Genomic DNA, 25,271 nt, shown 5'->3' on the forward strand with positions numbered 1-25,271 from the left:
TATGAAAAATGAAATCAAAATATTTTCGCCTGCCACTGTTGCAAATGTTTCATGCGGATTTGATGTTTTAGGATTTGCATTAGATACCGTTGGAGATGAAATGATTATTCGTAAAGTTCCTCAAAAAGGTATTCAAATTACTAAAATTAATGATCAAAACTTGCCTTTAGAAACAAATAAAAATGTTGCAGGAGTAGCTGCTTTGGCTTTATTAGCGGAAACTAATATTGAATTTGGATTTGAAATTGAGATCAATAAAAAAATTAAACCAGGTAGTGGAATTGGCAGTAGCGCAGCAAGTTCTGCGGGTGCTGTTTGGGCAATTAATGAATTATTAGGTAGCCCGTTTAATACTACAGATTTAGTTCGATTCGCTATGGAAGGTGAAAAATTAGCATCTGGTGAAGCACATGCCGATAATGTAGCTCCTGCTATTTTTGGTGGTTTTACACTAATTAGAAGTTATAATCCATTAGATATTATTAAAATTCCAACACCCAAAGATTTAATAGTAACCATAATTCATCCTCAAATTGAAATTAAAACTTCTGAAGCTAGAAAATTATTAAGTCAAACGGTAAGTTTAAAAAATGCTACTAAACAATGGGCCAATGTAGGCGGATTAATAAGTGGTTTGCACACTAATGATTATGATTTAATTGGTAGATCATTACAAGATTTTGTAGCTGAACCTGTTAGATCAAAATTAATTCCAGGATTTAATAAACTAAAACAAACTTGTTTAGAAACTGGAGCATTAGGTTGTGGAATTTCAGGTTCAGGACCATCTATATTTGTATTAAGTAAAGGAGAAAAAAAAGCTTTAGAAGTTTCAGAGGCTATGAAAACGGTTTATAATAAAGTTGGAATAGCATACGATTTACATGTTTCAAAAGTAAATAATAAAGGAATTAAAATTTTAGATACTAAATAATATGAACTTTTATAGTTTAAATAAAAAAGCGCCAAAAGTTTCTTTTAAAGAAGCAGTTATAAAAGGTTTAGCCCCAGATAAAGGATTATATTTTCCTGAAAAAATAACACCTCTTACCAAATACTTTTTTAATCATATTGAATATTTTTCTGAAGAAGAAATTGCTTTTGAAGTAATACGACAATTTGTTTCTGAAGAAATACCTGAAAAAGAATTGAAGAAAATTATTAAAGAAACTTTATGCTTTAATTTTCCTGTTGTTACTGTAGATAAGAATATCGCTACACTTGAACTCTTTCACGGACCAACTATGGCTTTTAAAGATGTTGGAGCTCGTTTTATGGCTCGTTGTTTAAGCTACTTCAACAAAAAAGATAACACAGCAAAAGTAACAGTTTTAGTTGCAACTTCAGGAGATACAGGAGGTGCAGTAGCAAGTGGTTTTTTAGGTGTTGAAGGTGTTGACGTGGTTATTTTATATCCAAGCGGAAAAGTTAGTGAAGTTCAAGAAAAACAATTGACAACTTTAGGTAAAAATATTACAGCTTTAGAAGTTGATGGTACTTTTGATGATTGTCAGGCAATGGTTAAAAAAGCTTTTTTAGATTGTGATATAACGGTTTTTAAAAACTTGACTTCTGCAAATTCAATAAATGTAGCACGATGGTTGCCACAAATGTTTTATTTCTTTTTTGCTTATAAACAATTAAAAAACAAGCATAAAGATTTAGTTTTTTCTATTCCTAGTGGGAATTTTGGAAATATTTGTGCGGGAATGATGGCTAAGCAGTTAGGATTACCTATTAAACATTTTATTGCTTCAACAAATATAAATGATGTAGTTCCAAATTATTTAAAAACAGGAGAATACAATCCAAAACCATCAAAACAAACTATTTCAAATGCAATGGATGTTGGTGATCCAAGTAATTTTGTACGTATTTTGGAAATTTACAAAAATGATTTTTCTAAATTAAAAGAAGAATTTAGCTCCTACTCTTTTACGGATGATGAAACTAAAAACGCAATGTTACTAATTAAACAAAACAGTAATTATATTGCGGATCCACATGGTGCTGTTGGTTATTTGGGCTTAAAGAAATTCATAGACGAAAACACAAATAATATTCAAGGAATATTCTTAGAAACAGCTCATCCAGTAAAATTTTTAGATGTAGTTGAGCCGGTAATAAATGAAACTATTGAATTTCCTACACAAATTAAAGCAGTGATTGATAAAAAGAAAGTTTCAATACTAATTTCTACATATAAAGTTTTAAAAAAGTTTTTATTAAATATGTAGTATTTATTTAAAAATAAATATAGTAGTTTAGCTTTAAACAAATAAAATGATGGATTCAAAATTTTCATTAGGTTTCTTTCCAACTCCAATTGAGGAATTAAAAAATCTTTCGAAAATATTATCAAAGTATACAATTTATATAAAACGTGATGATCAAACAGGATTGGCTACAGGAGGTAATAAAACTCGTAAACTTGAATATTTAATTCAAGATGCTTTAAATAAAAAATGCGACACGGTTATTACTGCAGGAGCTCAGCAATCCAATCATTGCAGGCAAACTGCAGCAGCTTGTGCAAAAACTAATTTAAATTGTCATTTGCTATTAGGAGGCGATAAACCTTCAGTCTTTACAGGTAATTTATTGCTTTCAAAACAGTTAGGCGCAACTATTCATTTTGCAGGTAATAATAGAAAAGGTGAAGATATTGATAAATTACACCGTAAATTAAAGAAAAATGGGGTAACACCTTATATAATTCCATATGGAGGTTCTAATTTATTAGGAGCTATGGGATTTGTAGATGCTATAAAAGAATTAACAGCACAGATAGAAGAGCAAAAACTTCAAATTGATGCAATTTTTTTTGCCTCAAGTTCAGGTGGTACACAAGCTGGAATGCAATTAGGGAAAATGCTTTATAATTTAAAAACTAAATTATACCCTATTTCTATTGATAAAAGTAAGTTAGCTGGTGTTTCTTTAGATAAAGTAGTCTTTTCTATTATAAACGAAGGGATTGATAAATTGAATTTAAATAAGGAAATTTCGCTAAAAGAATGTAGTCTTATTGAAAACTATAACGATGCTTCTTATGGTGAAATAACTGAAAATGAAGTAAATGCAATCGATTTACTTGCTAAATCTGAAGGAATTTTACTAGACCCTGTTTATACTGGTCGTGCTTTTTACGGAATGCTAGATATGTTAAAAAATAAAAAACTCCCTGAAAATTCAACAATATTATTCTGGCATACTGGAGGTATTCCAGCAAATTTCTATTATGCAGATAAACTTTCATAATTTTTAAAATATAGCATGAAAAAAAATCCAAAATTTGAAACTATTGCTATAAAAAGCACTGAAAATTCTTTTGAGAATTCAAGACCTGTTAGTACTCCTATTTATTTGTCTAGCACTTACAAACGTAATAATGATGCTTCGTATAATAATGATTTAATATATTCAAGAAGTGACAATCCTAACAGAAACATTATTGAAACTGCCATTGCAAAACTTGAAAATGGCAACTATGCGTTTACTTTTTCATCAGGTATGGCAGCAATTAGTGCTGTATTTCAAACTTTAAAAAGCGGAGATCATATTATTTTACCAGATGATTGCTATTATGCCGTTAAAAAATTAATGGAAAATATTTTAAATAGGTGGAACTTGAGTTTCGATTTAGTTGACATGTCTAATTTAGAATCCGTAAAAAAAGCTATTAAGTCTAACACAGCATTAATTTGGATAGAAACACCTTCTAACCCACTTTTAAAAATTAGCGATATTCAAGAAATTACTAAGATCGCAAAAACTAAAAATATACTTTGTGCTGTAGACAATACTTGGCTTACTCCAGTTTTTCAAAATCCTTTACAATTAGGAGCAGATTTTGTTATGCATTCTACAACTAAATATTTTGGTGGACATAGCGATGTTTTAGGAGGTTGTGTAGTGGTTAATGATAAAATATTAGCTGAGAAAATAAAAGATATTCAAGTATTATCCGGAGCAGTTCCTGCACCTTTTGATTGTTGGCTAATTGGTAGAGGAATACAAACTTTACATTTGCGAATTACCAAACAGGCTAAAAATGCATCTAAATTGGCTAAATATTTAGAAAGTCATCCTAAAATTGAAAAAGTACTTTATCCTGGATTAAAAAGTCATCCTCAACATACTATTGCAAAAAAGCAACAACGTAATGGTTTTGGAGCTATGATTTCCATTTTGATTAAAGGTGATGAAAAAGAAACTTTTACTATCTCCACTAAATTAAAGTATTTTACAACGGCAACAAGTTTGGGAGGTGTAGAAAGTTTGATAGAACATAGAAAATCTGTTGAAGGTGAAAATAGTACTACTCCAATTAATTTGTTAAGAATATCTGTTGGAATTGAGCATATAGATGATTTAATTGCAGATTGGCAACAGGCTTTATCTGATTAAACCATTTGCTTAAATTAATCTAATTTTGGTAAATTAAAATCGTTTAATACACTAGGTAATTTCATCATTTTTTCAATTTTGTCAGATTTCCTTGGCGCAAGAGCAGATAAAATAACGGGACCATTTTTGGTTATTAAAATGTCATCTTCAATTCTTACGGCAATTCCCCACCATTTTTTATCACAATTGCTTCCTTCTGGAATATAAATACCTGGTTCTACCGTTATTACCATATTCTTTTTAAAGTTGCCATAATTAGTTAAATCATGAACATCTAAACCAATGTGATGTGTTGCTCCATGAGGAAAATAGTTATGATAAGTATCTTCAGAGTCAATTATTCCTAATTCAGCTAATCCTTTATTAATAACTTTTCGTGCCGCATTTGTAGTTGAACTGAATTTATTGCCAATTTTAGCTTGTGCAATACCTGCTTCTTGAGCTTTATAAACTAAATCATAAATCAGTTTTTGTTCTTTTGTAAACTTTCCATTAGTTGGTATTGTTCGGGTAACATCGGCTGTGTAACCATGATATTCAGCACCTAAGTCCATTAAAATTAAATTTCCATCTCCTACTTTTGGTTTGTTATTTTCAACATAATGTAAAATACAACCGTTATTTCCTGCACCAACAATAGAAGGATATCCTTCGTATTCCGCTCCGTATTTTTTATACACAAATTCATGTACTCCTTGTGCCTCAGTTTCTGACATATTTGGCTTCATAGCTTTCATCATTTCATTTTGACCAATTGCTGAGATATTAATAGCTTTTTTTAGCAGTTTTAATTCTTCTGGCTTTTTAATCTCTCTTAAATCTGCTAATAGAACAGTTAAAGTTTTAGTATCTATTCGTTTTTTAGTTTGCTCCAAAATTTTATCATTTTGAAGTGTTTTTAAATTAACCAGATCAAAAGAAACTTTGGTTTTAAAGTCTTTAATTAAATCAAATAAATCCGCAGAGTTTTTAGTATCTCTTACATCATTTTTAAACGGATTAAATAAAACTTTATCAAATTTTGAAAAATCAATAGGATATTTTTTAAAATCATCACCATTATAAACTACTGTAAAACCTAAATTATCTTTAACACCTTCAACTCCTAGCCTTCTACCTGTCCACATTTCTGCAAATTCATCTCTTTTTTGAACAAAAAGCAGTTCATTAAACGTTTTTCCGTTTATAGTTTGATTGTCTTTAAAAATCAACAAAATTCCATTTGGTTCATTATATCCGGCTAAATAATAAAAATTTGGATCTTGATGATACACATAATTAACATCATTTGCTCTGTTTCTTACTGCATTTGTAAAAAATACAGCAACGCTATTTGGAGGTAATAATTTTCTAAGGCTTTCTCGTCTGTTTTGATGAAATTCTTTACTTAAATAATCTTGTGGAAGATTATTGTTTTGAGAAAATAAACTGAAAGAAATAATAAATAGAATTAGAGTAAATAAACGATTTAATTTCATAATAAAGGCTGTAAAATATTGCAGAATCAAATATAAACAAAAGAATAAATTAGAAGCTTAATATAAAAATTAAATTTATTTTAAACTAAATATGGTACGCTTTAAAAAATGATTTAAATCAAATTCATTTCTTTTAATATTTAGTAAATTTGCACTACAAAACTTAAAATAAATGAAAAATACAGCTTTAACACATATTCATGAATCATTGGGTGCTAAAATGGTGCCATTTGCAGGTTATAATATGCCTGTGCAATACGAAGGGGTTAACGCAGAACATTTAACCGTTAGAAACGGTGTAGGTGTTTTTGACGTTTCTCATATGGGAGAATTTTTTTTAGAAGGAAAAAATGCTTTATCACTTATACAAAAAGTAACTTCTAATGATGCTTCAAAATTATTCGATGGCAAAGTTCAATATAGTTGTTTGCCTAATAATGATGGTGGAATTGTAGATGATTTATTAGTATATCGAATAAATGAAGAAAAATATATGTTAGTGGTAAATGCTTCTAATATTGAAAAAGATTGGAACTGGATTTCTAGTCATAACGATTTAGGAGTTAAAATGACTAACCAATCTGATGAAATATCTTTATTAGCTGTTCAAGGCCCTAAAGCTACAGAAGCATTACAAAGCCTTACAGATGTAGATTTAAAATCTATGGGGTATTACACTTTTAAAATTGGAACATTTGCTGGTATTGAAAATGTAACAATTTCTGCTACAGGTTATACAGGATCTGGAGGATTTGAAATCTATTTTAAAAATGAAGATGCAGTTAATATATGGACAGCAGTTTTTAAAGCAGGTGAAAAATTTGGTATAAAACCAATTGGGTTAGCTGCTCGTGATACATTGCGTTTAGAAATGGGCTTTTGTTTATATGGAAATGATATAAATGACACCACCTCACCAATTGAAGCAGGTTTAGGATGGATAACCAAATTCACTAAAGATTTTGTAAATGTAGAAGCGCTTAAAAAACAAAAAGAAGAAGGTGTAACAAAAAAACTAGTAGCATTTGAAATGACAGGTAAAGGTATTCCTCGTCATGAATACGCTATTGTGGATAATGAAGGAAATACTATTGGTGAAGTTACTTCAGGAACAATGAGCCCTTCTTTAAAAAAAGGAATAGGAATGGGTTATGTTCCAAAAGAATATGCAAAATTAGGCTCTGAAATTAATATTCAAGTTCGTAATAAAGCTATTGCTGCAACTGTAGTTAAATTGCCATTTTATAAAGGTTAAGTGTTTTCAGGAATTTTTCCTACAGAATCCTTATAAAAATCATAAAAGAAGTTAAAATCTTTATCCATGTTCTCTGTAATGTAATATGGCTCTGAAATTTTAACTTCTTTGTCTTTAAAATTTAAAGTAGCCATAACAATTGGAACGTTAGCTCCTTTTGCAATGTAATAAAAACCGGTTTTCCATTTATCTACTTTCTTTCTAGTTCCTTCTGGTGATAAGGCTAAAATAAATTTTTCTTTAGTATTAAAAATATTTACAATAGCCTGCACTTTATTAGTACTCTCGCTTCTATTTACAGGAGCACCACCAAGCCATCTAAAAATAAACCCAAACGGAGGTTTAAATAGCGAAGCTTTTCCTATATAATTAATGGGAGCTCCTTTTGCCCATTTCACTAGAATACCCAAAGGAAAATCAAGCCAATGTGTATGCGGCGCAGCAATAATTACATATTTTTTTAAGTTTTTGGGAAACTCACCAACAATTTTCCATCTAAAAATGGTGAACAAAATAAATCTAGAAAATATTTTCATAAGGTTGTTAATAACTCCTTTTTTAATTTTAAAGTAGAAGTTTATGCAACAAAGATAAAAATCTTACTTTTATATACTAAAATAAAAGAAATGAATGCTATAATTTATGATGTAATCATTGCAATTGTTTTTGTTGTAATAGGTTATTTAATTGGAAAACTTTTAACCAAAAATAATTTAGAAAAAATAACAACTGAATTAAACTTAAGAAATAAACTTTTACTTGAAGAAAAAGAATCTAACAGTAATATTATCAATAATTTAAATGACAGTATTAAAGAAGCAAATGAAGAAAAGCATCAGTTAGATATACAAATTAGTCAGCAAGTTTCTGAAATAAAAAATTTAAATGAAAAGCTTAGTACCTACAAAGAAGATGTTGAAAAACTACAAGATAAATTCGCCAAAGATTTTGAAATTTTAGCATCTAAAATACTAGAAGATAAATCGTCTAAGTTTACGCTACAGAATAAAGAAAACTTACAAACCATTTTAAATCCCCTTCAAGAAAAAATTCAAAATTTTGAAAAAAAGATTGAAGATACTCAAAAAGAAAGTATTGGTATGCATGCCTCACTTAAGGCGCAATTAAGCAATCTAAAAGATTTGAATTTACAAATGAGTAAAGAAGCAATTAATTTAACTAAAGCATTAAAAGGTGACAGTAAAACGCAAGGAAATTGGGGTGAATTAGTTTTAGAACGCGTTTTAGAAAAATCTGGTTTAGAAAAAGAAAGAGAATATTTTGTGCAACAAAGTTTTACAAATGAAGATGGAAAACGTGTATTACCCGATGTAGTTATTCACTTACCTGACAATAAAAAAATGGTAATTGATTCCAAAGTATCTTTAACTTCTTATGAACAATATATAAGCACAGAAGATGAAGCTGAAAAACAAAGTTTTCTAAAAGAACATGTAAATTCACTTAAAAGGCATATTGAACAATTAAGTGCTAAAAAATATGAAGACCTTTACGCTATGGAATCGCCTGATTTCGTTTTATTATTTGTTCCTATTGAACCTGCTTTTGCTATTGCATTAAACGCGGATAATCAACTATATAATAAAGCCTTTGAAAAAAACATTGTAATAGTTACTCCTACTACTCTTTTAGCAACACTTAGAACTATTGATAGTATGTGGAATAATGAAAAACAACAACAAAACGCTATAGAAATTGCTACACAAGCTGGTAGATTATACGATCAGTTTGTTAATCTTACTGACGATTTGATAAAAGTAGGAAATCAATTAAAAACCGTACAAGGCACTTATGATTCTTCTATGAAAAAACTTACTGGAAAAGGAAATTTAATTAAAAAAGTAGAAAACATTAAAAAACTAGGAGTTAAAACTAGTAAAATAATAAATGATAAACTTTTAGAACGAGCTTCGGAAGAGCAATAAAAAAATCCCGCAAAATGCGGGATTTTTTGTTGGTTTAGAAATTTTTATCTTTTAATACCTTGTCTAAAACTACATCTTTAGCTAATGGTCTTGAACAGAAATACCAATCTTTACAATTCATATCTTCTTTACCATCCATTCTATCTTTTGCAGTTCCACAAGATCCTGCTGGACCAATAATAACATCATCCCCAGGTCTCCAATCCGCTGGTGTAGCAACTTCAAAAGCATCTGCAGTTTGTAATGCAATTAACACTCTATATAATTCATCAAAATTTCTTCCTAAACTTAAAGGATAATAGATTATCGCTCTAATAATTCCTTTTGGATCAACAAAAAATACAGCTCTTACAGCTTTTGTAGTATCTTCGTTTGGTTGAATCATACCATATTTTTTTGCAATTTCCATGGTAATATCTTCAATAAGCGGGAACTTAACATCCACATCTTTCATACCATTATACTCAATTTTCTCTTTAATAGAGCGTAACCAAGCTATGTGGCTATATAATCCGTCAATAGATAAACCTACTAAATCACAATTTGCATTTTTAAATTTATCTTCTAACGATGCAAATGTTATAAATTCAGAAGTACAAACAGGTGTAAAGTCAGCTGGATGACTAAATAAAATAGCCCATTTACCTTTATAATCTCCCGGAAAATTAATTTCCCCTTGTGTAGTTACTGCTTTAAATTCTGGAGCCTTATCCCCTATTCTTGGCATAGATGTAAATTCTGGTTGTGCTTGTTGTGTTTCCATTTTATCTGTTTTTAAATTTTATATTCCAAAAGTAAAACCAATTAAATGCGTTACACTATAATTATAATTGATATAAATAATTTAAGTATAAATACATATTATAGTTAAATATTAAATTTACAAATTTTAAAATTAATTAGCTAATCAAAGCCAAAAAAAAATCCCGCAATTAGCGGGATTTAATATGTTGTTTCTACCTAAAAATATTACCATTTAAACAAAGGTCTATTTTCCATCATATCATTTACCTTTACCGCTACATTTTCAATAATAGATTTATTTTCAAAGTTTTGTATAACTTCATCTATTAAATCAACAATAGTTTTCATATCTTCTTCTTTCAATCCTCTTGTAGTAACTGCAGCAGTTCCTACTCTTATTCCTGAAGTAATAAATGGAGATTTATCATCAAAAGGTACCATATTTTTATTTACGGTAATATCCGCTTTCACCAAAGCATTTTCTGCTTCTTTACCAGTAATATTTTTATTACGTAAATCAATAAGCATCATATGGTTATCTGTTCCTCCAGAAACAATATGATAATCTTTATCCATAAATGCTTTAGCCATTGCAGCCGCATTTTTTTTCACTTGTACTTGATATTGTAAAAACTCATCCGTTAATGCTTCACCAAAAGCTACGGCTTTAGCAGCTATAACATTTTCTAATGGTCCTCCTTGTGTTCCAGGAAAAACAGCTGCATTTATTAAAGTAGACATTTTTTTAAGTTTTCCACTTTTTAGAGTTAATCCAAAAGGATTTTCAAAATCTTTACCAATCATAATCATTCCTCCTCTTGGTCCACGTAAAGTTTTGTGCGTTGTAGTAGTAACTATGTGACAATGAGGTAGTGGATCATTTAATATGCCTTTTGCAATTAATCCTGAAGGATGAGAGATATCTGCCAATAAAATAGCTCCTACACTGTCTGCAATTTCTCTAAACCTTTTAAAATCTATATCTCTAGAATAAGCCGATGCTCCAGCTATTATTAGTTTAGGTTGTTCTTCAGTGGCAATTTCTTGAATTTTATCATAATTTAAAACTCCAGTTTCTTTATCTACACCATAAAATGATGTTTTATATAATTTTCCAGAGAAATTTACTGGAGAACCGTGAGTTAAATGACCTCCATGAGATAAATCAAATCCTAAAATTTTATCTCCAGGTTTTAATACTGCCTGATAAACAGCTGCATTAGCCTGAGAACCTGAATGTGGCTGAACATTTACATATTCAGCACCATATAATTGTTTAGCTCTATCTATAGCTATTTGCTCAACAACATCTACTACTTCACAGCCTCCATAATATCTTTTATTAGGATAACCTTCTGCATATTTATTTGTTAAAACGGAACCCATAGCTTCCATAACCTGATTACTAACAAAATTTTCAGAGGCAATTAATTCTAAACCACTGGTTTGTCTTTCTTTTTCTTCTTCAATAAGATCGAAAATAATAGTGTCGTGTTGCATTACTTGTTATATATTAGTTAAAATTCAAGCAAATTTACTAATTTCATTTTGCATTTAATAAGAAACATCTATATTTGATTAGAAAAATTAAATAAAAATTTAGAATTTATATAGATGCAAATAACTGCTAACAATCCGGATAGAAAATCATGGTTACAAGTTGATAAAAAAAGTGATTTTCCTATACAAAACATTCCTTTTGGAGTGTTTATTACTAAAGATGATATTATTACAATTGGTACTAGAATTGGAGAGTTTGCCATTGATTTAGGAGCTTTTCATCAATTAGGTTATTTTGATGGAATTCCTTTAACAGATGATATGTTTATGCAAGATTCATTAAATGATTTTATTGCAGATGGTAGAAAAACTTGGAGACTTGTAAGAAATAGAATTGCAGATGTATTTGATGTTAATAATCCAGCTTTACAAAATAACGAAAAGCACAAAGAAGTTATAATTTTTGATGTTAATGAAGTAGAAATGCTTATGCCTATTGATGTTGGAGATTATACTGATTTTTACTCAAGTAAAGAACACGCAACTAATGTTGGTAAAATGTTTAGAGGAGAAGATAACGCATTAATGCCTAATTGGTTGCATATACCTGTTGGTTATCATGGTCGTTCATCTTCTGTGGTAGTTTCAGGTACTTCAATTCATAGACCTTACGGACAGACACTCCCAAATGGAGCATCCGAGCCTGTATTTGGTCCTTCAAAATTATTAGATATGGAGTTAGAAACTGCTTTTATTACAACAGCTGCTAATAATTTAGGTGAACCAATACATATCGACGACACATTTGAGAATATATTTGGAATGGTTTTACTAAACGATTGGAGCGCTAGAGATATTCAAAAATGGGAGTATGTTCCATTAGGACCATTTTTAGGTAAAAACTTTGCTTCTACTATTTCCGCTTGGATAGTTACCATGGATGCTTTAGAACCTTTTAGATGTGAAGGACCTAAACAAGATAAGGTACTACCCTATTTACAACAAAAAAGGACAGACACTAGTTTTGATATAAAATTAAAAGCTATTTTAAAAACTGAAAATGGGGATAAAAACCTATTAAGTGAATCTAATTTTAAGTATTTATATTGGAGTATGGCCCAACAACTAGCTCATCACACCGTTAACGGTTGTAATGTAAGATCAGGTGATATGATGGGTAGCGGAACAATTTCAGGCCCAAATAAAGGTAGTTATGGTTCTATGTTAGAAATTACTTGGGGAGGAAAAGAACCTATTACTTTAAAAGATGGTACTACAAGAACTTTCTTTCAAGATGGTGATAATGTAATTTTAAGAGGTTATTGCGAAAATGATAAAGTTAGAATTGGCTTTGGTAAATGTACAGGAAAAATATTACCACCTGTAAATTTGAAAAATAAATAGTATTTACTGCTTTTAACAATCTTAAAAACCCTAAAAAGCCTTTTTTAGGGTTTTTTGATTATTTTTGACATAATTATAACAACTATCCAATTTTAAATAGCCCCAAAATGAAAAATATACTTCAATTATTTTCAATTACAATACTTCTTATTTCTTGTAGTAGTGTAAAAAAAACACAGCAAGCAATTAATATTGGTAATTATGATGAAGCAATTAACATTGCGTTAAAAAACTTAAGAAGTAACAAAACAAAAAAAAGCAATCAATCGTATGTTTTAATGTTGGAAGAGGCTTTTTCAAAAGCAGTTACACGAGATAAAGAAAAAATTAAATATTTAAAAGCAGATGGAAATCCAGCAAATCTAGAAAGTATCTATAATTTATATATTTTGCTAAATAACAGGCAAGAAAGTATAAAACCTTTACTTCCTTTACCTATTTTAAACAAAGGAAAAAATGCTAAATTTCATTTTGAAGATTATACTTCGGATATTTTAACTTATAAAGATAAACTATCACTTTATCTATATAATAAAGCTGAACATAAATTAAACACTTCACAATCTAAAATTGAATTTAGAAATATTTATAACGATTTAAAATATTTAAATAATATAAATCCAAATTACAAAAGCACAATATCTTTATTAGAAGAAGCACATTATAAAGGAACCGATTTTGTTTATGTAACTTTAAAAAACAAAACGAATAAAGTTATTCCTATTCGTTTAGAAAAGGACTTGTTAAATTTTAACACCTACAAATTAAATAACCTTTGGACTGTTTACAACACAACAAAACTACCAAATCAACCTTATGATTTTCAACTAGATATTAACTTTAGAGAAATTAATATTTCTCCAGAAGAATTACACGAAAAAGTTATTATTCAAGAAAAACAGGTTAAAGATGGCTGGAAATATTTAACAGATAGTAACGGTAATGAAGTTAAAGACAGTTTAGGAAATACAATTAAAGTAGATAAGTTTAAAACAATTAGAAGTAAAGTACATAAATTCAGTCAATTTAAGTCGGTACAAGTAGTAGGTCAAATTAATTATTATAACCTAAATACCAATCAATTAGTAAAGAGCTTCCCTTTAACCAGTGAATTTGTGTTTGAACATCATTACGCAACTTATTCTGGTAACAAAAAAGCAATAAATAAAAATAATTTAGATTTATTAAATTATCATAGAATTCCTTTTCCAAGTAATGAACAAATGATTTATGATAGTGGTGAAAACTTAAAAAAGAAAATTAAAGCAATAATTTCTAATTATAATTTTAGATAAATGTACCTAATTAAATAATTTGCTTTAAATCGCATACTTCTATTTGATTATGTGACTCATCGTAAACCACTTCTCCATTTTGTATAACTATTATTTGTGGAGATTTATGACGAACATTAAATTTATTAGCAACTTCATTAGATATATCTCTAAAAGCAATTAAATCTAAAAAATATAAGTGCAACTTATTTGAAGGAATATCATATTCTCTCTCAAAATTTTTAAGAACAAATCTACTTATTCCGCATCGTGTACTATGTTTAAATATTAAAACAGGTGTAATTTTAGATTCCTCTATAATTTCATTTAGCTGGTTTAAATTTGTAAATTGTATCCAATTCATATTCATTAAAAGACAAAATGTCGTTAAACCTTTTTAAAAAAAGACAAAATGACCGTTTTCTATCTTCTTTTATTCTTGGAATACATTTTGAAATGTAAATATAGAAACTAAAACTATAAAGATTATGAACTTTAATAAATTCACTATAAAATCACAAGAAGCCATACAAGAAGCACAAAAAATTGCTCAAGGTTATGGTCATCAAGAAATAGAAAATTCACATATTTTACAAGCTATATTTGAAGTTGATGAAAACGTAACTCCTTTTATTCTTAAAAAATTAGGAATAAATATAGATTTACTTAAACAACTAATTACTAAAACACTCGATAGCTATGCTAAAGTTTCAGGAGGAGATAATGTTACTTTATCAAGAAACGTATCTAAAATGCTTTCAAATGCAGAAACTGAAGCTAAAAATTTAAAAGATGAATACGTTTCTATTGAACATTTACTTGTTGGAATTTTAAAAACAAAAGACACTACATCACAAATTTTAAAAGACCAAGGAGTTACTGAAAAAAACTTAAAAAGTGCAATTGAAGAATTAAGAAAAGGAAGTAAAGTTACTTCACAAAGCGCTGAGGATACATATAATTCTTTGAATAAATATGCTCGAAATTTAAATCAGTTAACCAAAGAAGGAAAATTAGATCCTGTTATTGGTAGAGATGAAGAAATTAGAAGAATTCTTCAAATTTTATCTCGTAGAACTAAAAACAACCCTATGTTAGTTGGTGAACCAGGAACTGGTAAAACCGCAATAGCCGAAGGTTTAGCTCATAGAATTGTAAAAGGAGATGTTCCTGAAAATTTAAAAGATAAACAAATTTTTTCTTTAGATATGGGAGCTCTAATTGCAGGTGCGAAATACAAGGGAGAATTTGAAGAACGATTAAAATCTGTCATCAAGGAAGTTACTTCAGCTAACGGAGAAATAGTCCTTTTTATTGATGAAATTCACACTTTAGTTGGTGCTGGAGGTGGCCAAGGAGCTATGGATGCAGCTAATATTTTAAAGCCTGCTTTAGCTAGAGGCGAATTGCGCGCAATTGGGGCCACTACCCTAGATGAATACCAAAAATATTTTGAAAAAGACAAAGCGTTAGAACGTCGTTTTCAAAAAGTTCAGGTAAATGAACCAGATACTGAAAGCGCTATTTCAATTTTAAGAGGTATAAAAGATAAATATGAAAATCATCATAAAGTTCAAATTAAAGATGATGCAATAATTGCTGCTGTAGAATTATCGCAACGCTATATTACTAATCGCTTTTTACCGGATAAAGCTATTGATTTAATGGATGAAGCTGCTGCTAAATTGCGAATGGAAATTAATTCAAAACCAGAAGAATTAGATGTTTTGGATAGAAAAATTATGCAGTTAGAAATTGAAATTGAAGCAATTAAAAGAGAAAAAGATGAAAAGAAATTAAGTCATCTTAAAAAAGAGCTTGCTAATTTAAAAGAAGATCGTTCTAGTATAAATGCAAAATGGACTAGCGAAAAAGAGTTAGTAGATAAAATTCAAGCAAGCAAAATAGCTATAGAAAATTATAACGTAGAAGCCGAACAAGCTCAGAGAGATGGCGATTATGGTAAAGTTGCTGAAATTAGATATGGAAAAATTCAGGAAGAGGAAAGTAAATTAAGTGCTTTACAAAAAGAATTAGCTAAAAATCAAGATAATGCTTTAATTAAAGAAGAAGTTACTCGTGATGATATTGCTGAAGTTGTAGCAAAATGGACTGGAATTCCTGTTTCTAAAATGCTACAAAGCGAACGCGAAAAATTATTGCTTTTAGAAGATGAGTTACATCTTAGAGTTGTTGGCCAAAATGAAGCTATACAAGCTGTTTCAGATGCTGTTAGACGTTCAAGAGCTGGTTTACAAGATACAAAAAAACCTATTGGAACTTTTATGTTTTTAGGAACAACTGGTGTTGGTAAAACTGAATTAGCAAAAGCTTTGGCGGAGTATTTGTTTGACGATGAAAATGCGATGACCCGTATTGATATGAGCGAATATCAAGAACGTCATGCAGTTAGTAGATTAGTTGGTGCACCTCCTGGATATGTTGGTTACGATGAAGGCGGACAATTAACAGAGGCTGTTAGACGAAAACCATATTCTGTAATTCTATTAGATGAAATTGAAAAAGCACATCCTGATACGTTTAATATTTTGTTACAAGTTTTAGATGAAGGAAGGTTAACTGATAATAAAGGTAGAGTTGCAGATTTTAGAAATACTATTATCATAATGACTTCAAATATGGGAGCACATATTATTCAAGAAAAATTTGAAAATATTGATATGGATAATAGAGATTCTATTACGCAAACTGCTAAATATGAGGTGATTGATTTATTAAAGAAAACTATTCGACCTGAGTTTTTAAACAGAATTGACGAAATAATTATGTTTACACCTCTTAACAAAGAAGAAATTCATCAAATTGTTGAATTACAGTTAAATAGTCTTTCTAAGTTATTAAAAACTAAAGATATCCAAATAAGTTTTACTGAAGAATCTATAAATGATATTGTTACTAAAGGTTTTGATCCTCAATTTGGAGCTCGTCCAGTAAAAAGAGTTATACAAAAAGAAGTATTAAACGAACTTTCTAAAGAAATTTTATCAGGAAAAGTTACAGCAACTAGTTCTATTTTAGTGGATGCTTTTGACGGTAAAATAGTATTCAGAAATAAATAAAAATTAAAATAAAAAAATGATTAAAAGTTCTTTATGAAAAACATAAAGAACTTTTTTATTTATAAATTTTCATATTTATTAAATACACATTAAATCTTTACTCCTGATATTAATCATACACAAAATTGATAGTAATCATTCCAAATTTCATAATTACATACTTGATTTGTTATGCTTTCGGTATTTAATTTTTTTTAATGGTAAAGCGAAAATAGTAAATCATTAAGCAGTAAAAACTATATATTAATTATTAACATTAAAAAATTTATATTATGAAATTAGGAAAATTATTTTTAAGTATTGGAATGATGTCCGCAGCATTATTTTTAACGCAATGTACAAAAGACGAAATTATTTCAGACGGTGTCAATTTCAACAGTGTTGAATTAGATGCTAAAGGAGGGAAAAATGTAACTGCAGAAGAAGAGACAGCAGGTAATAACTTATCGTTCCCTGTTATCTGGTCTGATGGAGAAGCTAAAGATCTTAGAGGAACTATGGGAACAGTTTCTTTAACTGGAACTTGGTGGGGAGTTTGGGGCGAAGATCCTATTGATCCTCAAGCACCATTATACAGTTGTGGACCATACATTGGCGATGTTGTTCCTTGTATTGAAACTGAATACAAAGCGTACATTCAAAAAGATCTTAACAATGAATGGCAAGCTACAAATTGGATACCAACAGTGCCTATTAATGTTGATGGTGTAGATTGGGGTGATAATTTAGAATCTATAGATTGGAGTTTAAAATCTCAAGTTCGTACAGAAATTGTATTATATGAAAATACAACCTCTTATAATGGAGATGGTGAGGTTGTAGAATACGCTATGCGACATACCTATAGTTGGGGTGAAGATGAAGTTCATGGCTTGCAAACAACTTTAGCTAATGAAATAGTTTACGGACCAGCTGATATAGCTACTGTATTTACACCAAATGCACGATTAACTATTCAAAAACTAAATGTTAAAAATTTAGAAGATCTATATATACATAATGAATTTGGTGAAAGAATAGGTCAAAATTTAACTTGGAACAAAGGAAATGGATGGACAGAAAATGACGATGTTGAAGATGATTTAGTAAATGACAATCCTTTATATAATTTAGCTGTATATGAAGCAAGTGATGGTCCTGGATATTTTAATGCTGAAGTAAATGTAAAAGGAAAAATTATTTATGGATACACTTGGAATATGAGAAAAATGAATGACGGAGATGGATATTATAGAATCACTTTTAGCTTTGATGATGTTACAAATTTAAATACTTTCTTTGATAGTAATACTGAAATTTTATTACCAATTGAAGAGGAAGAAACTATTGCATCTTCAGAGGATGACGATGGTGGTGATTCAGGTGAAGGCTCAAGAGGTGGTACTGGCATAATTGATCATCAAAATAATCTGACATATATGGATATATTAATAGTTCCAAAAACTACTGGTAGTGGTGGAGGAAGCGGATCTGGATCTGGCGGAGGACACGGAAATCATTAGATAATGATTATTTAACTAATAATAAAGCCCATTTTATTAAAAAAATAAAATGGGCTTTTAATTTAAAAACTGATTTTCATCATACGAAAACTTGATACTAATCATTGTTGTTAATTTATTTTAAGGATAATTTTAATTGAAATATTAATAATATAAATATAAGTAAGATGAAACAAATAATATTATTTTTAGCCTTTATAGTTTTGGGAACTATGGGGTTAGTAGCTCAAGATCAAGACCAAATTCAAGATCGTGATCAAACCAGATTAATGTTGGTAGACGGGGACCTTCTTCAAATTAGAGACAGAGATCAGATTCGACTTAAAGACAAAATTACTTTAAATGACGGAACAGTTGTAAATCCTGATGGAACTTATCAAACAAGAGATCGCATACAATTACGATTAAAAGATGGCTCTTGCTTGGATAATGATGGTATTTTATACAGAAATGAATACCAATACAGATATAAAGTTCAACAAGAAAACAAAGGGTTATCAGAAGCACAAACTCAAGCTAGAAATCAAAACAGATTTCAAATAATGAATATTGATGGACAATTGTATCAAATTAGAAATCAAGTACAAAAACAAGTTCGTGAACAACTTAATTTAGGAAATGGATTAGTTGTAAACCCTGATGGAACCTATCAAAGGGACAGAATACAACTTAGATTAATGGATGGTGAATGTTTAAATATGGATGGTGAAATGTATAAAAATACATATATGCATAGAAAAATGGTAAATCAAAAAAAGATGAAAGCTCTTAAAAAGATGCCTAAAAAAAACATTCAAAAAAAGATCCAAATCAAAAAAGGTAAATAAGCATTTGAAATTAAAAGTATGATGAATGTATTAAAAATAGTAAAATTGATAATTTTTATGCTAGTTATACTGTTAAATAATAATTTAACAGGGCAAACAAAAAGTAATAAAACAAATACTAAGCATGAAAATGGATCATATCTTTCAACTTCAATGTATTATGTAAGTGATGCTGTTTTTATGGGTAGAAAGGATTCAATTAGTACTCCTTACCTATACCCTAGTTTAACTTATCATCATAAATCTGGATTTTATGTAACTTCATCATTATCTTATTTAACTAAAGAAAATCAAAGTAGAGTTGATTTATTTTTAGCTTCAATAGGGTTTGATTTTGCAAGTGATAATTTTTCTGGTGATTTTTCAGTTACAAAATATTTTTTTAATAATGATAGCTATAATGTGATTTCAGATATTGAGGCTGATTTAACTGCTACGTTAAGCTACGATTTTAATATTGTTAATTTATCCGCCACAGCAAGTTCATATTTTAACAAAAGTAGTAGTTCCGATATTTTTTTATCATCTGAAATAAGCCATGATTTTATCTCTTCTAATGCAAAATTTCAAATCTCACCTACTGCAGGCATCTATTTAGGCTCTCAAAATTTTTATGAAGAATATTACATAAACACTAAAATTCGTAGCCAAGGTACTGGTGGTTCTGGAAACGGTTCTGGTACTGGTGGAGTTACTGAAACTACAATTACAACTATTGAAATACAAGAAAGTCAAAAATTTAATGTAATGGCTTATGAATTAAGTTTACCAATGTGGTACACCGAAAAATCATTTACAATTTCATTTTTACCAGCAGTAGTATTTCCAGAAAATGAAGCAACACTATTAATTGATGAAACAACAGTTGTAAAAGAGAATTTAAAAGAAACTTTTTATTGGATAGTTGGCTTAACTTATACATTTAATTAAGCTAATTTAAATAATAAACAAACACAATAACAACTCCTTTTAGCAAAATCTAAAAGGAGTTTTCTTTTATATACTTTTAAAAAAATATCCATACTAACATTTTACTATTTAATTCTTTTCATGGCAAACTTTTTTAATTACAGAAGGTCTAACCTCACAGAGACTTTAAAATTTAGAATATACTATTATTATAATTCTCTTTATTTTAAATTATAATCTCTCACTAAATTAAATACTGTATTTAAAATAATTTTATAAATATAAATTTTTAATGTGATGAAAAAATTAGTTTCATTTTTAATTCTTATGGTTATGGGAACCATAGTTTTAACAGCTCAAGACAGAATACAAGATAAATTACAGTTACGTGATGGTTCTTGTTTAGATACAGAAAGTAGCGTAGTAATAGTTGGTGATCAAGATCAATTACAATTACGCTTACGCGATGGATCGTGTATCGATTTAACTACATTAGGTGTTACAAGTGGAGATCAAGACAAAATTAAATTACAACTACAAGATGGATCTTGTCTTGATGAAGATTGTACTGGAGATCAAGATATGGATAGAATTAGATTAAAAGATGGATCATGTTTAGACTCCCCTAGTTTATACCAACAACTTATGAATTTATTTAAGTTTTAAAAGTATTGAATAATAATTAAAATAATAACAAGATGAAAAAAATAATGTTTTCCTTAATGTTTATAGTTTTAGGAACTATAGGATTAGTAGCTCAAGATCAAGATAGAACTCGTGACCGTTTAATGCTAGTTGATGGTGATGTTTTACAAATTAGAGATCAAGATCAAATTCGCCTACACGATAAAATAGCTTTAAATGATGGTACTGTTGTTAATCCTGACGGTACATACATTACAAAAGATCAAGATAGATTGCGTTTACGTGATGGCTCATGTTTAGATAGTGATGGTAATTTCTATAAAAATGAATATCAATATCGCTATAAAATTAAACAAGAAGATAAAAATTTAACACCAGAACAAGCTCAAGCTCGTAATCAAAATAGATATCAATTAATGATGATAGATGGTGAGGTTTATCAATTAAAAACCCAATCACAAAATAAATTACAAAACCAATTTAAACTAAATAATGGTACAGTTGTTAATCCTGATGGCACCTATCAAAATCAAAATATGGCACAGTTGAGATTAAAAGATGGTGAGTGTTTAAATATAGATGGTGAAAAATTTAAAAACACCTATATGCATCAAAAAAAGATTGCAAATAAAAACATGAATGCTAAAAAAAATATGAACGTCAAAAAAAACATGATTAAAAAAAGTGTTCAAAAGAAAGTTAATGTAAAAAAAAGCATTAAAAAAGGTGTTGGTAGAAAATAAAAAGTAGAAGTTATTAAATGGGTTTTAAACTTAAAACCCATTTTTTTAATTTAATTTAAAATCATCAATAATGAAGAATATAAAACTTAGACTTATAATTATGGCATGGCTCATATTTGCCAGTAATACATTGGTTGCTCAATACGATAAAAGCTCTTCTAAAAAAAAGAATAATGACAAAGTATCTTATGGTTTAATATCAATAAACTATATAAGTGATGCTGTTTTTATGGGAAGAAAAGATTCTATTTCAGCTCCGTATTTATATCCTTCAGTTTTATATCATCATAAATCTGGTTTGTATGCAAAAGGTTCTTTTTCATACTTAACAAAAGCAAATGAAAGTAGAATTGACTTGTTTTTACTAACTGCTGGTATTGATTTTTCGGTTAATGATTTTTCAGGTGATTTATCTGTAACAAAATATTTTTTTAATAATGATAGCTATAATGTTATTTCTGATGTTCAAGCTGATTTAACAGCAAGTTTAGATTATGATTTTAATGTTTTTAATTTATCCGTATCTGCAAGCTCCTATTTTAACAAAAATAGTAATACCGATTTCTTTTTATCCTCAGAAATAAGTCATGATTTTAGTTCTTCTAATGAAAAATTTCAAATTTCACCTACTATTGGTGCTTATTTAGGATCACAAAATTTTTATGAAGAATATTATATAAATAGTAAAATTCGTAGTGGTAGTGGTAACGGTGCTGGTTCAGTAGGTACAATTACTGATGCAACAACTATTGCAATACAAGAAGGTCAAAAATTTAATATAATGGCTTATGAATTAAGTATGCCAATGTGGTACACTGAAAATTCATTTATAATTTCATTTATACCTGCTGTAGTATTTCCTCAAAACGAAGCAACTTTGTTAATGGATGAAACAACGGTTATTAAAGAAAATTTAAAAGAAACTTTTTATTGGGTAGTAGGTTTAACTTATACGTTTTAATGAAAGAATGCAAAACTCCAAAACATTAGTAAATATGGTTTGTACATTTTGAGTTGATGTGATAAATAGATGCAAACTGTAATAACTCCTTTTAGTGAATGCTAAAGGGAGTTATTTTTATAAGTATCTAACAAATAAGTATCTAACAACCAGTTGTCAAAAAGACATTTTATTTATTTTTTTATGAAATTTTGTCATTTTTTTGAACTTGGTATTTTTTTTGGAGTAAACTATTTAATAGTATTAAAAATAATGTTTAACCTTAAAATATAAAATTATGTTAGTAAAAAGCAGTGGCATTCCTGTAATGCCAAGTATTTTCGATGATTTTTTAAAAGATTGGTCCTTATCTAATTATTCTGATACTAATACAACATTACCGGCTGTAAACATTAAAGAAAATGAAAATGAATTTACGGTTGAAGTAGCTGCTCCAGGTATGGACAAAAAAGATTTTAAAATAAATTTAGATAATGATATTTTGACCATTTCTTCTGAAAAAACGTCAAAAAATGAAGATATTAATGATAAATATACTCGAAAAGAATATAGTTATCAATCGTTTGAAAGAAGTTTTAATTTACCTAAAGATGTTATAGTTAGTGAAAAAATAACTGCAAGCTATAAAAATGGTGAATTACTAATTTCTATACCTAAAAAGGAAGAAGCAAAACCAATTCCTCCAAAATTAATTGAAGTTGAATAAATTTAGATAGAGCTTAATTTGAAAAACACTTATTTTAGTATATTTATTAAAAAACTCCTTTTACCGATTTAAAAGGAGTTTTTTTATTTATCTTAGTAGCAAACATATTAAAATGATGAAATATTTTTTAATTTTATGTATTAGTTTAAGCTATGTTTTAACTATGAACTCTCAAAAAGAAAAAAATAAAACAACAACCTATTATTTAATTCGTCATGCTGAAAAAAACAGAACTAATCCTAGCAATAAAGATCCTGAATTAACAGAAATTGGATTAAAAAGAGCACAAAAATGGGCTTCGACATTTAAAAACATAAAGTTTGATAAAATTTATGTTACAAATTATAAAAGAACGAAACAAACTGCACAACCAACTGCTGATACTAATAAAGTTTCTATTGAAATTTACAATCCTTTAAATTTATATTCCGTAAGCTTTAAAAATAGTACTAAAGGAAAAAATGTTTTAATTGTTGGTCATAGTAATACTACTCCTTTATTTGCAAATAAAATAATAGGCGAAAATAAATATCCAGAAATTGATGATTCTAATAATTCTAATTTATATATAGTTACGGTTAGTGAAAATTCTAAAACTTCTGTTTTATTGAAAATAGATTTATAAAAAAAGCCACAATAAGTGGCTTTTTTATTTATAGTAAACTAGTGAAGTTAAAATTTCATTCCAACTCCAACTCCAATTATTAACGGATTAATATCTACATCTGCCTTAACAGTTGCTCCTAAAGCACTTGTTGCATCAACAGTTGCAGTAGTTGATAATAATATATATTTAGCATCAAAATTTAAAAACCATTTTTCATTTAAGTCAAAATCAAAACCTCCTTGAAAAGCAACTCCAACAGAATTATCGTAACTAACATTGTCAGCTGTTGGCCCTTGATCTGCATTGTAAAATATGGTATAATTTAAACCTGCTCCTAAATAAGGTCTTAATCCTTCTGTTGCAAAATGATATTGTAAAGTTAAAGTTGGTGGTAATAACCAAACATTACCTAATTCAATATCACCAACAGCTGTAGAAATAGCTTTTACATCATGTTTAGTTGTTCCCAAAATTAATTCAGCTGACCAATTTTTGCTAAAGAAATACGTAAAATCTAGTTCTGGAGCTATAGTATTAGAAATGTCAACATTTCCTCCTATGGTTTCTATTGTTGCTTTTTGATCTGGTTGCACAGAAATAATTCTAAAACGTGCTTGCCATTTATTAAATTCTGCTTTTTTCTCTTGTGCATTAACACTTATTGTAAGTAATGCAATTGTAATAGTACTTAATAGTAATTTTTTCATTATTGTGAATTTTAATTAATAATTTTGCAAACATAAATAGCTTAAAATAAAAAAAAATGATATTTATCATGGTTATTGAAATTTTAAATGATTTACATTTACAATAATATTATGCAGAAGAAAATAAACATACAAAATAAAAAGGCTCGTTTTGAATATGAAATTCTAGATAAATACATTGCTGGAATTCAGCTTACTGGTACTGAAATTAAATCTATTAGAGCTAGTAAAGCGCGTATTACAGAAAGCTTTTGTGAGTTTAGTGAAAATGGTGAATTATTTGTAATTAATATGTTTATTGAAGAATATATATATGGCCATGCTTATAACCACAAACCCAAGAGTGAACGTAAACTGTTATTAAATAAAAAAGAGCTAAAAAAATTACAAAAAGAAGTTCAAAATGTTGGGTTAACAATAATTCCACTTAAATTATTTTTAACAGATAAGGGTTGGGCAAAATTAGAAATTGCCTTGTGTAAAGGGAAGAAAAATTACGACAAAAGAGAAGTAATAAGAGATAGGGAAAATAAAATTAATTTATCAAGATTAAAAAAGAATTTTAATTAGCCA

Annotated in this window: 24 protein-coding genes; 18 read left to right on the forward strand and 6 right to left on the reverse strand. The window is 28.6% G+C overall.

The annotated features are described in order from the left end of the window. The first annotated feature begins 1 nt into the window (after window position 1). From R3342_RS00920 to R3342_RS00935, 4 genes are read left to right on the forward strand one after another with little or no spacing between them, the layout of a single operon-like run. Window positions 2-934: a homoserine kinase gene (locus R3342_RS00920; RefSeq protein ID WP_318937730.1), complete on the forward strand. Its 933-nt coding sequence runs from the start codon at window positions 2-4 to the stop codon at window positions 932-934. Window position 935: 1 nt separating this feature from the next. Continuing rightward, a complete protein-coding gene (thrC, locus tag R3342_RS00925; protein WP_318937732.1) occupies window positions 936-2,237 on the forward strand; it encodes a threonine synthase in 1,302 nt (433 codons plus the stop codon). 46 nt (window positions 2,238-2,283) lie between these two features. Then, window positions 2,284-3,261 (forward strand): D-cysteine desulfhydrase family protein, encoded by a 978-nt coding sequence (locus R3342_RS00930; protein WP_318937733.1) that lies wholly within the window; start codon window positions 2,284-2,286, stop codon window positions 3,259-3,261. 15 nt (window positions 3,262-3,276) lie between these two features. Next, the gene (locus R3342_RS00935; protein ID WP_318937734.1) at window positions 3,277-4,410 is read left to right on the forward strand and encodes a trans-sulfuration enzyme family protein; all 1,134 of its coding nucleotides are present in this window, start codon (window positions 3,277-3,279) and stop codon (window positions 4,408-4,410) included. A 14-nt stretch (window positions 4,411-4,424) separates the two neighbouring features. Here the strand turns inward: R3342_RS00935 and R3342_RS00940 are convergent, their stop codons facing one another. Further along, window positions 4,425-5,888, reverse strand: a complete 1,464-nt coding sequence (locus R3342_RS00940; protein ID WP_318937736.1) for an aminopeptidase P family protein — start codon at window positions 5,886-5,888, stop codon at window positions 4,425-4,427. A 172-nt stretch (window positions 5,889-6,060) separates the two neighbouring features. Here R3342_RS00940 and gcvT point away from each other — a divergent pair, with 172 nt between their 5' ends. Beyond that, the gene (gene gcvT / locus R3342_RS00945) at window positions 6,061-7,143 is read left to right on the forward strand and encodes a glycine cleavage system aminomethyltransferase GcvT (protein ID WP_318937738.1); all 1,083 of its coding nucleotides are present in this window, start codon (window positions 6,061-6,063) and stop codon (window positions 7,141-7,143) included. On the opposite strand, the gene R3342_RS00950 is transcribed toward gcvT, so the two are convergent. Next, entirely contained in the window at window positions 7,140-7,679 is a 540-nt protein-coding gene (locus R3342_RS00950) for a 1-acyl-sn-glycerol-3-phosphate acyltransferase (protein WP_318937740.1), read from the reverse strand. The two genes, gcvT and R3342_RS00950, sit on opposite strands and share 4 nt — an antisense overlap. A gap of 90 nt (window positions 7,680-7,769) precedes the next feature. Between R3342_RS00950 and R3342_RS00955 the strand changes: the two genes are divergently transcribed. Beyond that, window positions 7,770-9,089 (forward strand): DNA recombination protein RmuC, encoded by a 1,320-nt coding sequence (locus R3342_RS00955; RefSeq protein WP_318937742.1) that lies wholly within the window; start codon window positions 7,770-7,772, stop codon window positions 9,087-9,089. Window positions 9,090-9,123: 34 nt separating this feature from the next. Here the strand turns inward: R3342_RS00955 and R3342_RS00960 are convergent, their stop codons facing one another. Both R3342_RS00960 and glyA read right to left on the reverse strand, forming a co-directional pair. Next, entirely contained in the window at window positions 9,124-9,852 is a 729-nt protein-coding gene (locus R3342_RS00960) for a peroxiredoxin (RefSeq protein WP_318937743.1), read from the reverse strand. A gap of 206 nt (window positions 9,853-10,058) precedes the next feature. After that, window positions 10,059-11,333 carry a serine hydroxymethyltransferase gene (gene glyA, locus R3342_RS00965; RefSeq protein ID WP_318937744.1) on the reverse strand — a complete coding sequence of 425 codons (1,275 nt, stop codon included), beginning with the start codon at window positions 11,331-11,333 and terminating at the stop codon, window positions 10,059-10,061. Window positions 11,334-11,447: 114 nt separating this feature from the next. On the opposite strand from glyA, the gene fahA reads away from it, so the two are divergent. Continuing rightward, complete coding sequence (gene fahA, locus R3342_RS00970) at window positions 11,448-12,737, forward strand: fumarylacetoacetase (RefSeq protein ID WP_318937746.1); 1,290 nt, start codon at window positions 11,448-11,450, stop codon at window positions 12,735-12,737. 107 nt (window positions 12,738-12,844) lie between these two features. Then, entirely contained in the window at window positions 12,845-14,032 is a 1,188-nt protein-coding gene (locus R3342_RS00975) for a hypothetical protein (RefSeq protein ID WP_318937749.1), read from the forward strand. Between the two features lie 10 nt (window positions 14,033-14,042). On the opposite strand, the gene ytxJ is transcribed toward R3342_RS00975, so the two are convergent. Then, complete coding sequence (ytxJ, locus tag R3342_RS00980; protein ID WP_318937750.1) at window positions 14,043-14,375, reverse strand: bacillithiol system redox-active protein YtxJ; 333 nt, start codon at window positions 14,373-14,375, stop codon at window positions 14,043-14,045. Between the two features lie 124 nt (window positions 14,376-14,499). On the opposite strand from ytxJ, the gene clpB reads away from it, so the two are divergent. The 9 genes from clpB (at window position 14,500) to R3342_RS01025 (ending at window position 24,009) form a co-directional block, all read left to right on the forward strand. Further along, on the forward strand, window positions 14,500-17,091 hold the full coding sequence (gene clpB, locus R3342_RS00985) for an ATP-dependent chaperone ClpB (RefSeq protein WP_318937752.1): 2,592 nt from the start codon (window positions 14,500-14,502) through the stop codon (window positions 17,089-17,091). Window positions 17,092-17,363: 272 nt separating this feature from the next. Further along, entirely contained in the window at window positions 17,364-18,593 is a 1,230-nt protein-coding gene (locus R3342_RS00990; RefSeq protein ID WP_318937754.1) for a hypothetical protein, read from the forward strand. A gap of 167 nt (window positions 18,594-18,760) precedes the next feature. Further along, window positions 18,761-19,420: a DUF6799 domain-containing protein gene (locus R3342_RS00995; protein ID WP_318937756.1), complete on the forward strand. Its 660-nt coding sequence runs from the start codon at window positions 18,761-18,763 to the stop codon at window positions 19,418-19,420. Window positions 19,421-19,477: 57 nt separating this feature from the next. Then, window positions 19,478-20,350, forward strand: coding sequence for a hypothetical protein (locus R3342_RS01000; protein ID WP_318937758.1), 873 nt, complete (start codon window positions 19,478-19,480; stop codon window positions 20,348-20,350). 276 nt (window positions 20,351-20,626) lie between these two features. Continuing rightward, a complete protein-coding gene (locus R3342_RS01005; RefSeq protein WP_318937761.1) occupies window positions 20,627-20,995 on the forward strand; it encodes a hypothetical protein in 369 nt (122 codons plus the stop codon). Window positions 20,996-21,027: 32 nt separating this feature from the next. Next, window positions 21,028-21,717 carry a DUF6799 domain-containing protein gene (locus R3342_RS01010; RefSeq protein WP_318937763.1) on the forward strand — a complete coding sequence of 230 codons (690 nt, stop codon included), beginning with the start codon at window positions 21,028-21,030 and terminating at the stop codon, window positions 21,715-21,717. 70 nt (window positions 21,718-21,787) lie between these two features. Beyond that, complete coding sequence (locus tag R3342_RS01015) at window positions 21,788-22,678, forward strand: hypothetical protein (RefSeq protein WP_318937764.1); 891 nt, start codon at window positions 21,788-21,790, stop codon at window positions 22,676-22,678. Between the two features lie 277 nt (window positions 22,679-22,955). Next, a complete protein-coding gene (locus R3342_RS01020; RefSeq protein ID WP_318937766.1) occupies window positions 22,956-23,384 on the forward strand; it encodes an Hsp20/alpha crystallin family protein in 429 nt (142 codons plus the stop codon). 112 nt (window positions 23,385-23,496) lie between these two features. Next, a complete protein-coding gene (locus R3342_RS01025) occupies window positions 23,497-24,009 on the forward strand; it encodes a phosphoglycerate mutase family protein (protein WP_318937768.1) in 513 nt (170 codons plus the stop codon). 47 nt (window positions 24,010-24,056) lie between these two features. Here the strand turns inward: R3342_RS01025 and R3342_RS01030 are convergent, their stop codons facing one another. Further along, a complete protein-coding gene (locus tag R3342_RS01030; protein WP_318937770.1) occupies window positions 24,057-24,698 on the reverse strand; it encodes an OmpW/AlkL family protein in 642 nt (213 codons plus the stop codon). A gap of 111 nt (window positions 24,699-24,809) precedes the next feature. Between R3342_RS01030 and smpB the strand changes: the two genes are divergently transcribed. Further along, window positions 24,810-25,268, forward strand: coding sequence for an SsrA-binding protein SmpB (gene smpB / locus R3342_RS01035; RefSeq protein ID WP_318937772.1), 459 nt, complete (start codon window positions 24,810-24,812; stop codon window positions 25,266-25,268). Window positions 25,269-25,271 lie beyond the last annotated feature (3 nt).

The organism is Lutibacter sp. (assembly GCF_033723435.1).
Taxonomy (GTDB): domain Bacteria; phylum Bacteroidota; class Bacteroidia; order Flavobacteriales; family Flavobacteriaceae; genus Lutibacter.

Coding starts and splice junctions, on each gene's coding strand:
- R3342_RS01005 (WP_318937761.1), top strand. CDS start 20,627: ATGAAAAAATTAGTTTCATTTTTAATTCTTATGGTTATGGGAACCATA.
- ytxJ (WP_318937750.1), bottom strand. CDS start 14,375: ATGAATTGGATACAATTTACAAATTTAAACCAGCTAAATGAAATTATA.
- gcvT (WP_318937738.1), top strand. CDS start 6,061: ATGAAAAATACAGCTTTAACACATATTCATGAATCATTGGGTGCTAAA.
- R3342_RS01000 (WP_318937758.1), top strand. CDS start 19,478: ATGCTAGTTATACTGTTAAATAATAATTTAACAGGGCAAACAAAAAGT.
- R3342_RS00955 (WP_318937742.1), top strand. CDS start 7,770: ATGAATGCTATAATTTATGATGTAATCATTGCAATTGTTTTTGTTGTA.
- R3342_RS00935 (WP_318937734.1), top strand. CDS start 3,277: ATGAAAAAAAATCCAAAATTTGAAACTATTGCTATAAAAAGCACTGAA.
- R3342_RS00930 (WP_318937733.1), top strand. CDS start 2,284: ATGATGGATTCAAAATTTTCATTAGGTTTCTTTCCAACTCCAATTGAG.
- R3342_RS01020 (WP_318937766.1), top strand. CDS start 22,956: ATGTTAGTAAAAAGCAGTGGCATTCCTGTAATGCCAAGTATTTTCGAT.
- R3342_RS00940 (WP_318937736.1), bottom strand. CDS start 5,888: ATGAAATTAAATCGTTTATTTACTCTAATTCTATTTATTATTTCTTTC.
- clpB (WP_318937752.1), top strand. CDS start 14,500: ATGAACTTTAATAAATTCACTATAAAATCACAAGAAGCCATACAAGAA.
- thrC (WP_318937732.1), top strand. CDS start 936: ATGAACTTTTATAGTTTAAATAAAAAAGCGCCAAAAGTTTCTTTTAAA.
- R3342_RS00920 (WP_318937730.1), top strand. CDS start 2: ATGAAAAATGAAATCAAAATATTTTCGCCTGCCACTGTTGCAAATGTT.
- R3342_RS01030 (WP_318937770.1), bottom strand. CDS start 24,698: ATGAAAAAATTACTATTAAGTACTATTACAATTGCATTACTTACAATA.
- R3342_RS00960 (WP_318937743.1), bottom strand. CDS start 9,852: ATGGAAACACAACAAGCACAACCAGAATTTACATCTATGCCAAGAATA.
- glyA (WP_318937744.1), bottom strand. CDS start 11,333: ATGCAACACGACACTATTATTTTCGATCTTATTGAAGAAGAAAAAGAA.
- R3342_RS00990 (WP_318937754.1), top strand. CDS start 17,364: ATGAAATTAGGAAAATTATTTTTAAGTATTGGAATGATGTCCGCAGCA.
- R3342_RS00975 (WP_318937749.1), top strand. CDS start 12,845: ATGAAAAATATACTTCAATTATTTTCAATTACAATACTTCTTATTTCT.
- smpB (WP_318937772.1), top strand. CDS start 24,810: ATGCAGAAGAAAATAAACATACAAAATAAAAAGGCTCGTTTTGAATAT.
- R3342_RS00995 (WP_318937756.1), top strand. CDS start 18,761: ATGAAACAAATAATATTATTTTTAGCCTTTATAGTTTTGGGAACTATG.
- fahA (WP_318937746.1), top strand. CDS start 11,448: ATGCAAATAACTGCTAACAATCCGGATAGAAAATCATGGTTACAAGTT.
- R3342_RS00950 (WP_318937740.1), bottom strand. CDS start 7,679: ATGAAAATATTTTCTAGATTTATTTTGTTCACCATTTTTAGATGGAAA.
- R3342_RS01010 (WP_318937763.1), top strand. CDS start 21,028: ATGAAAAAAATAATGTTTTCCTTAATGTTTATAGTTTTAGGAACTATA.
- R3342_RS01015 (WP_318937764.1), top strand. CDS start 21,788: ATGAAGAATATAAAACTTAGACTTATAATTATGGCATGGCTCATATTT.
- R3342_RS01025 (WP_318937768.1), top strand. CDS start 23,497: ATGATGAAATATTTTTTAATTTTATGTATTAGTTTAAGCTATGTTTTA.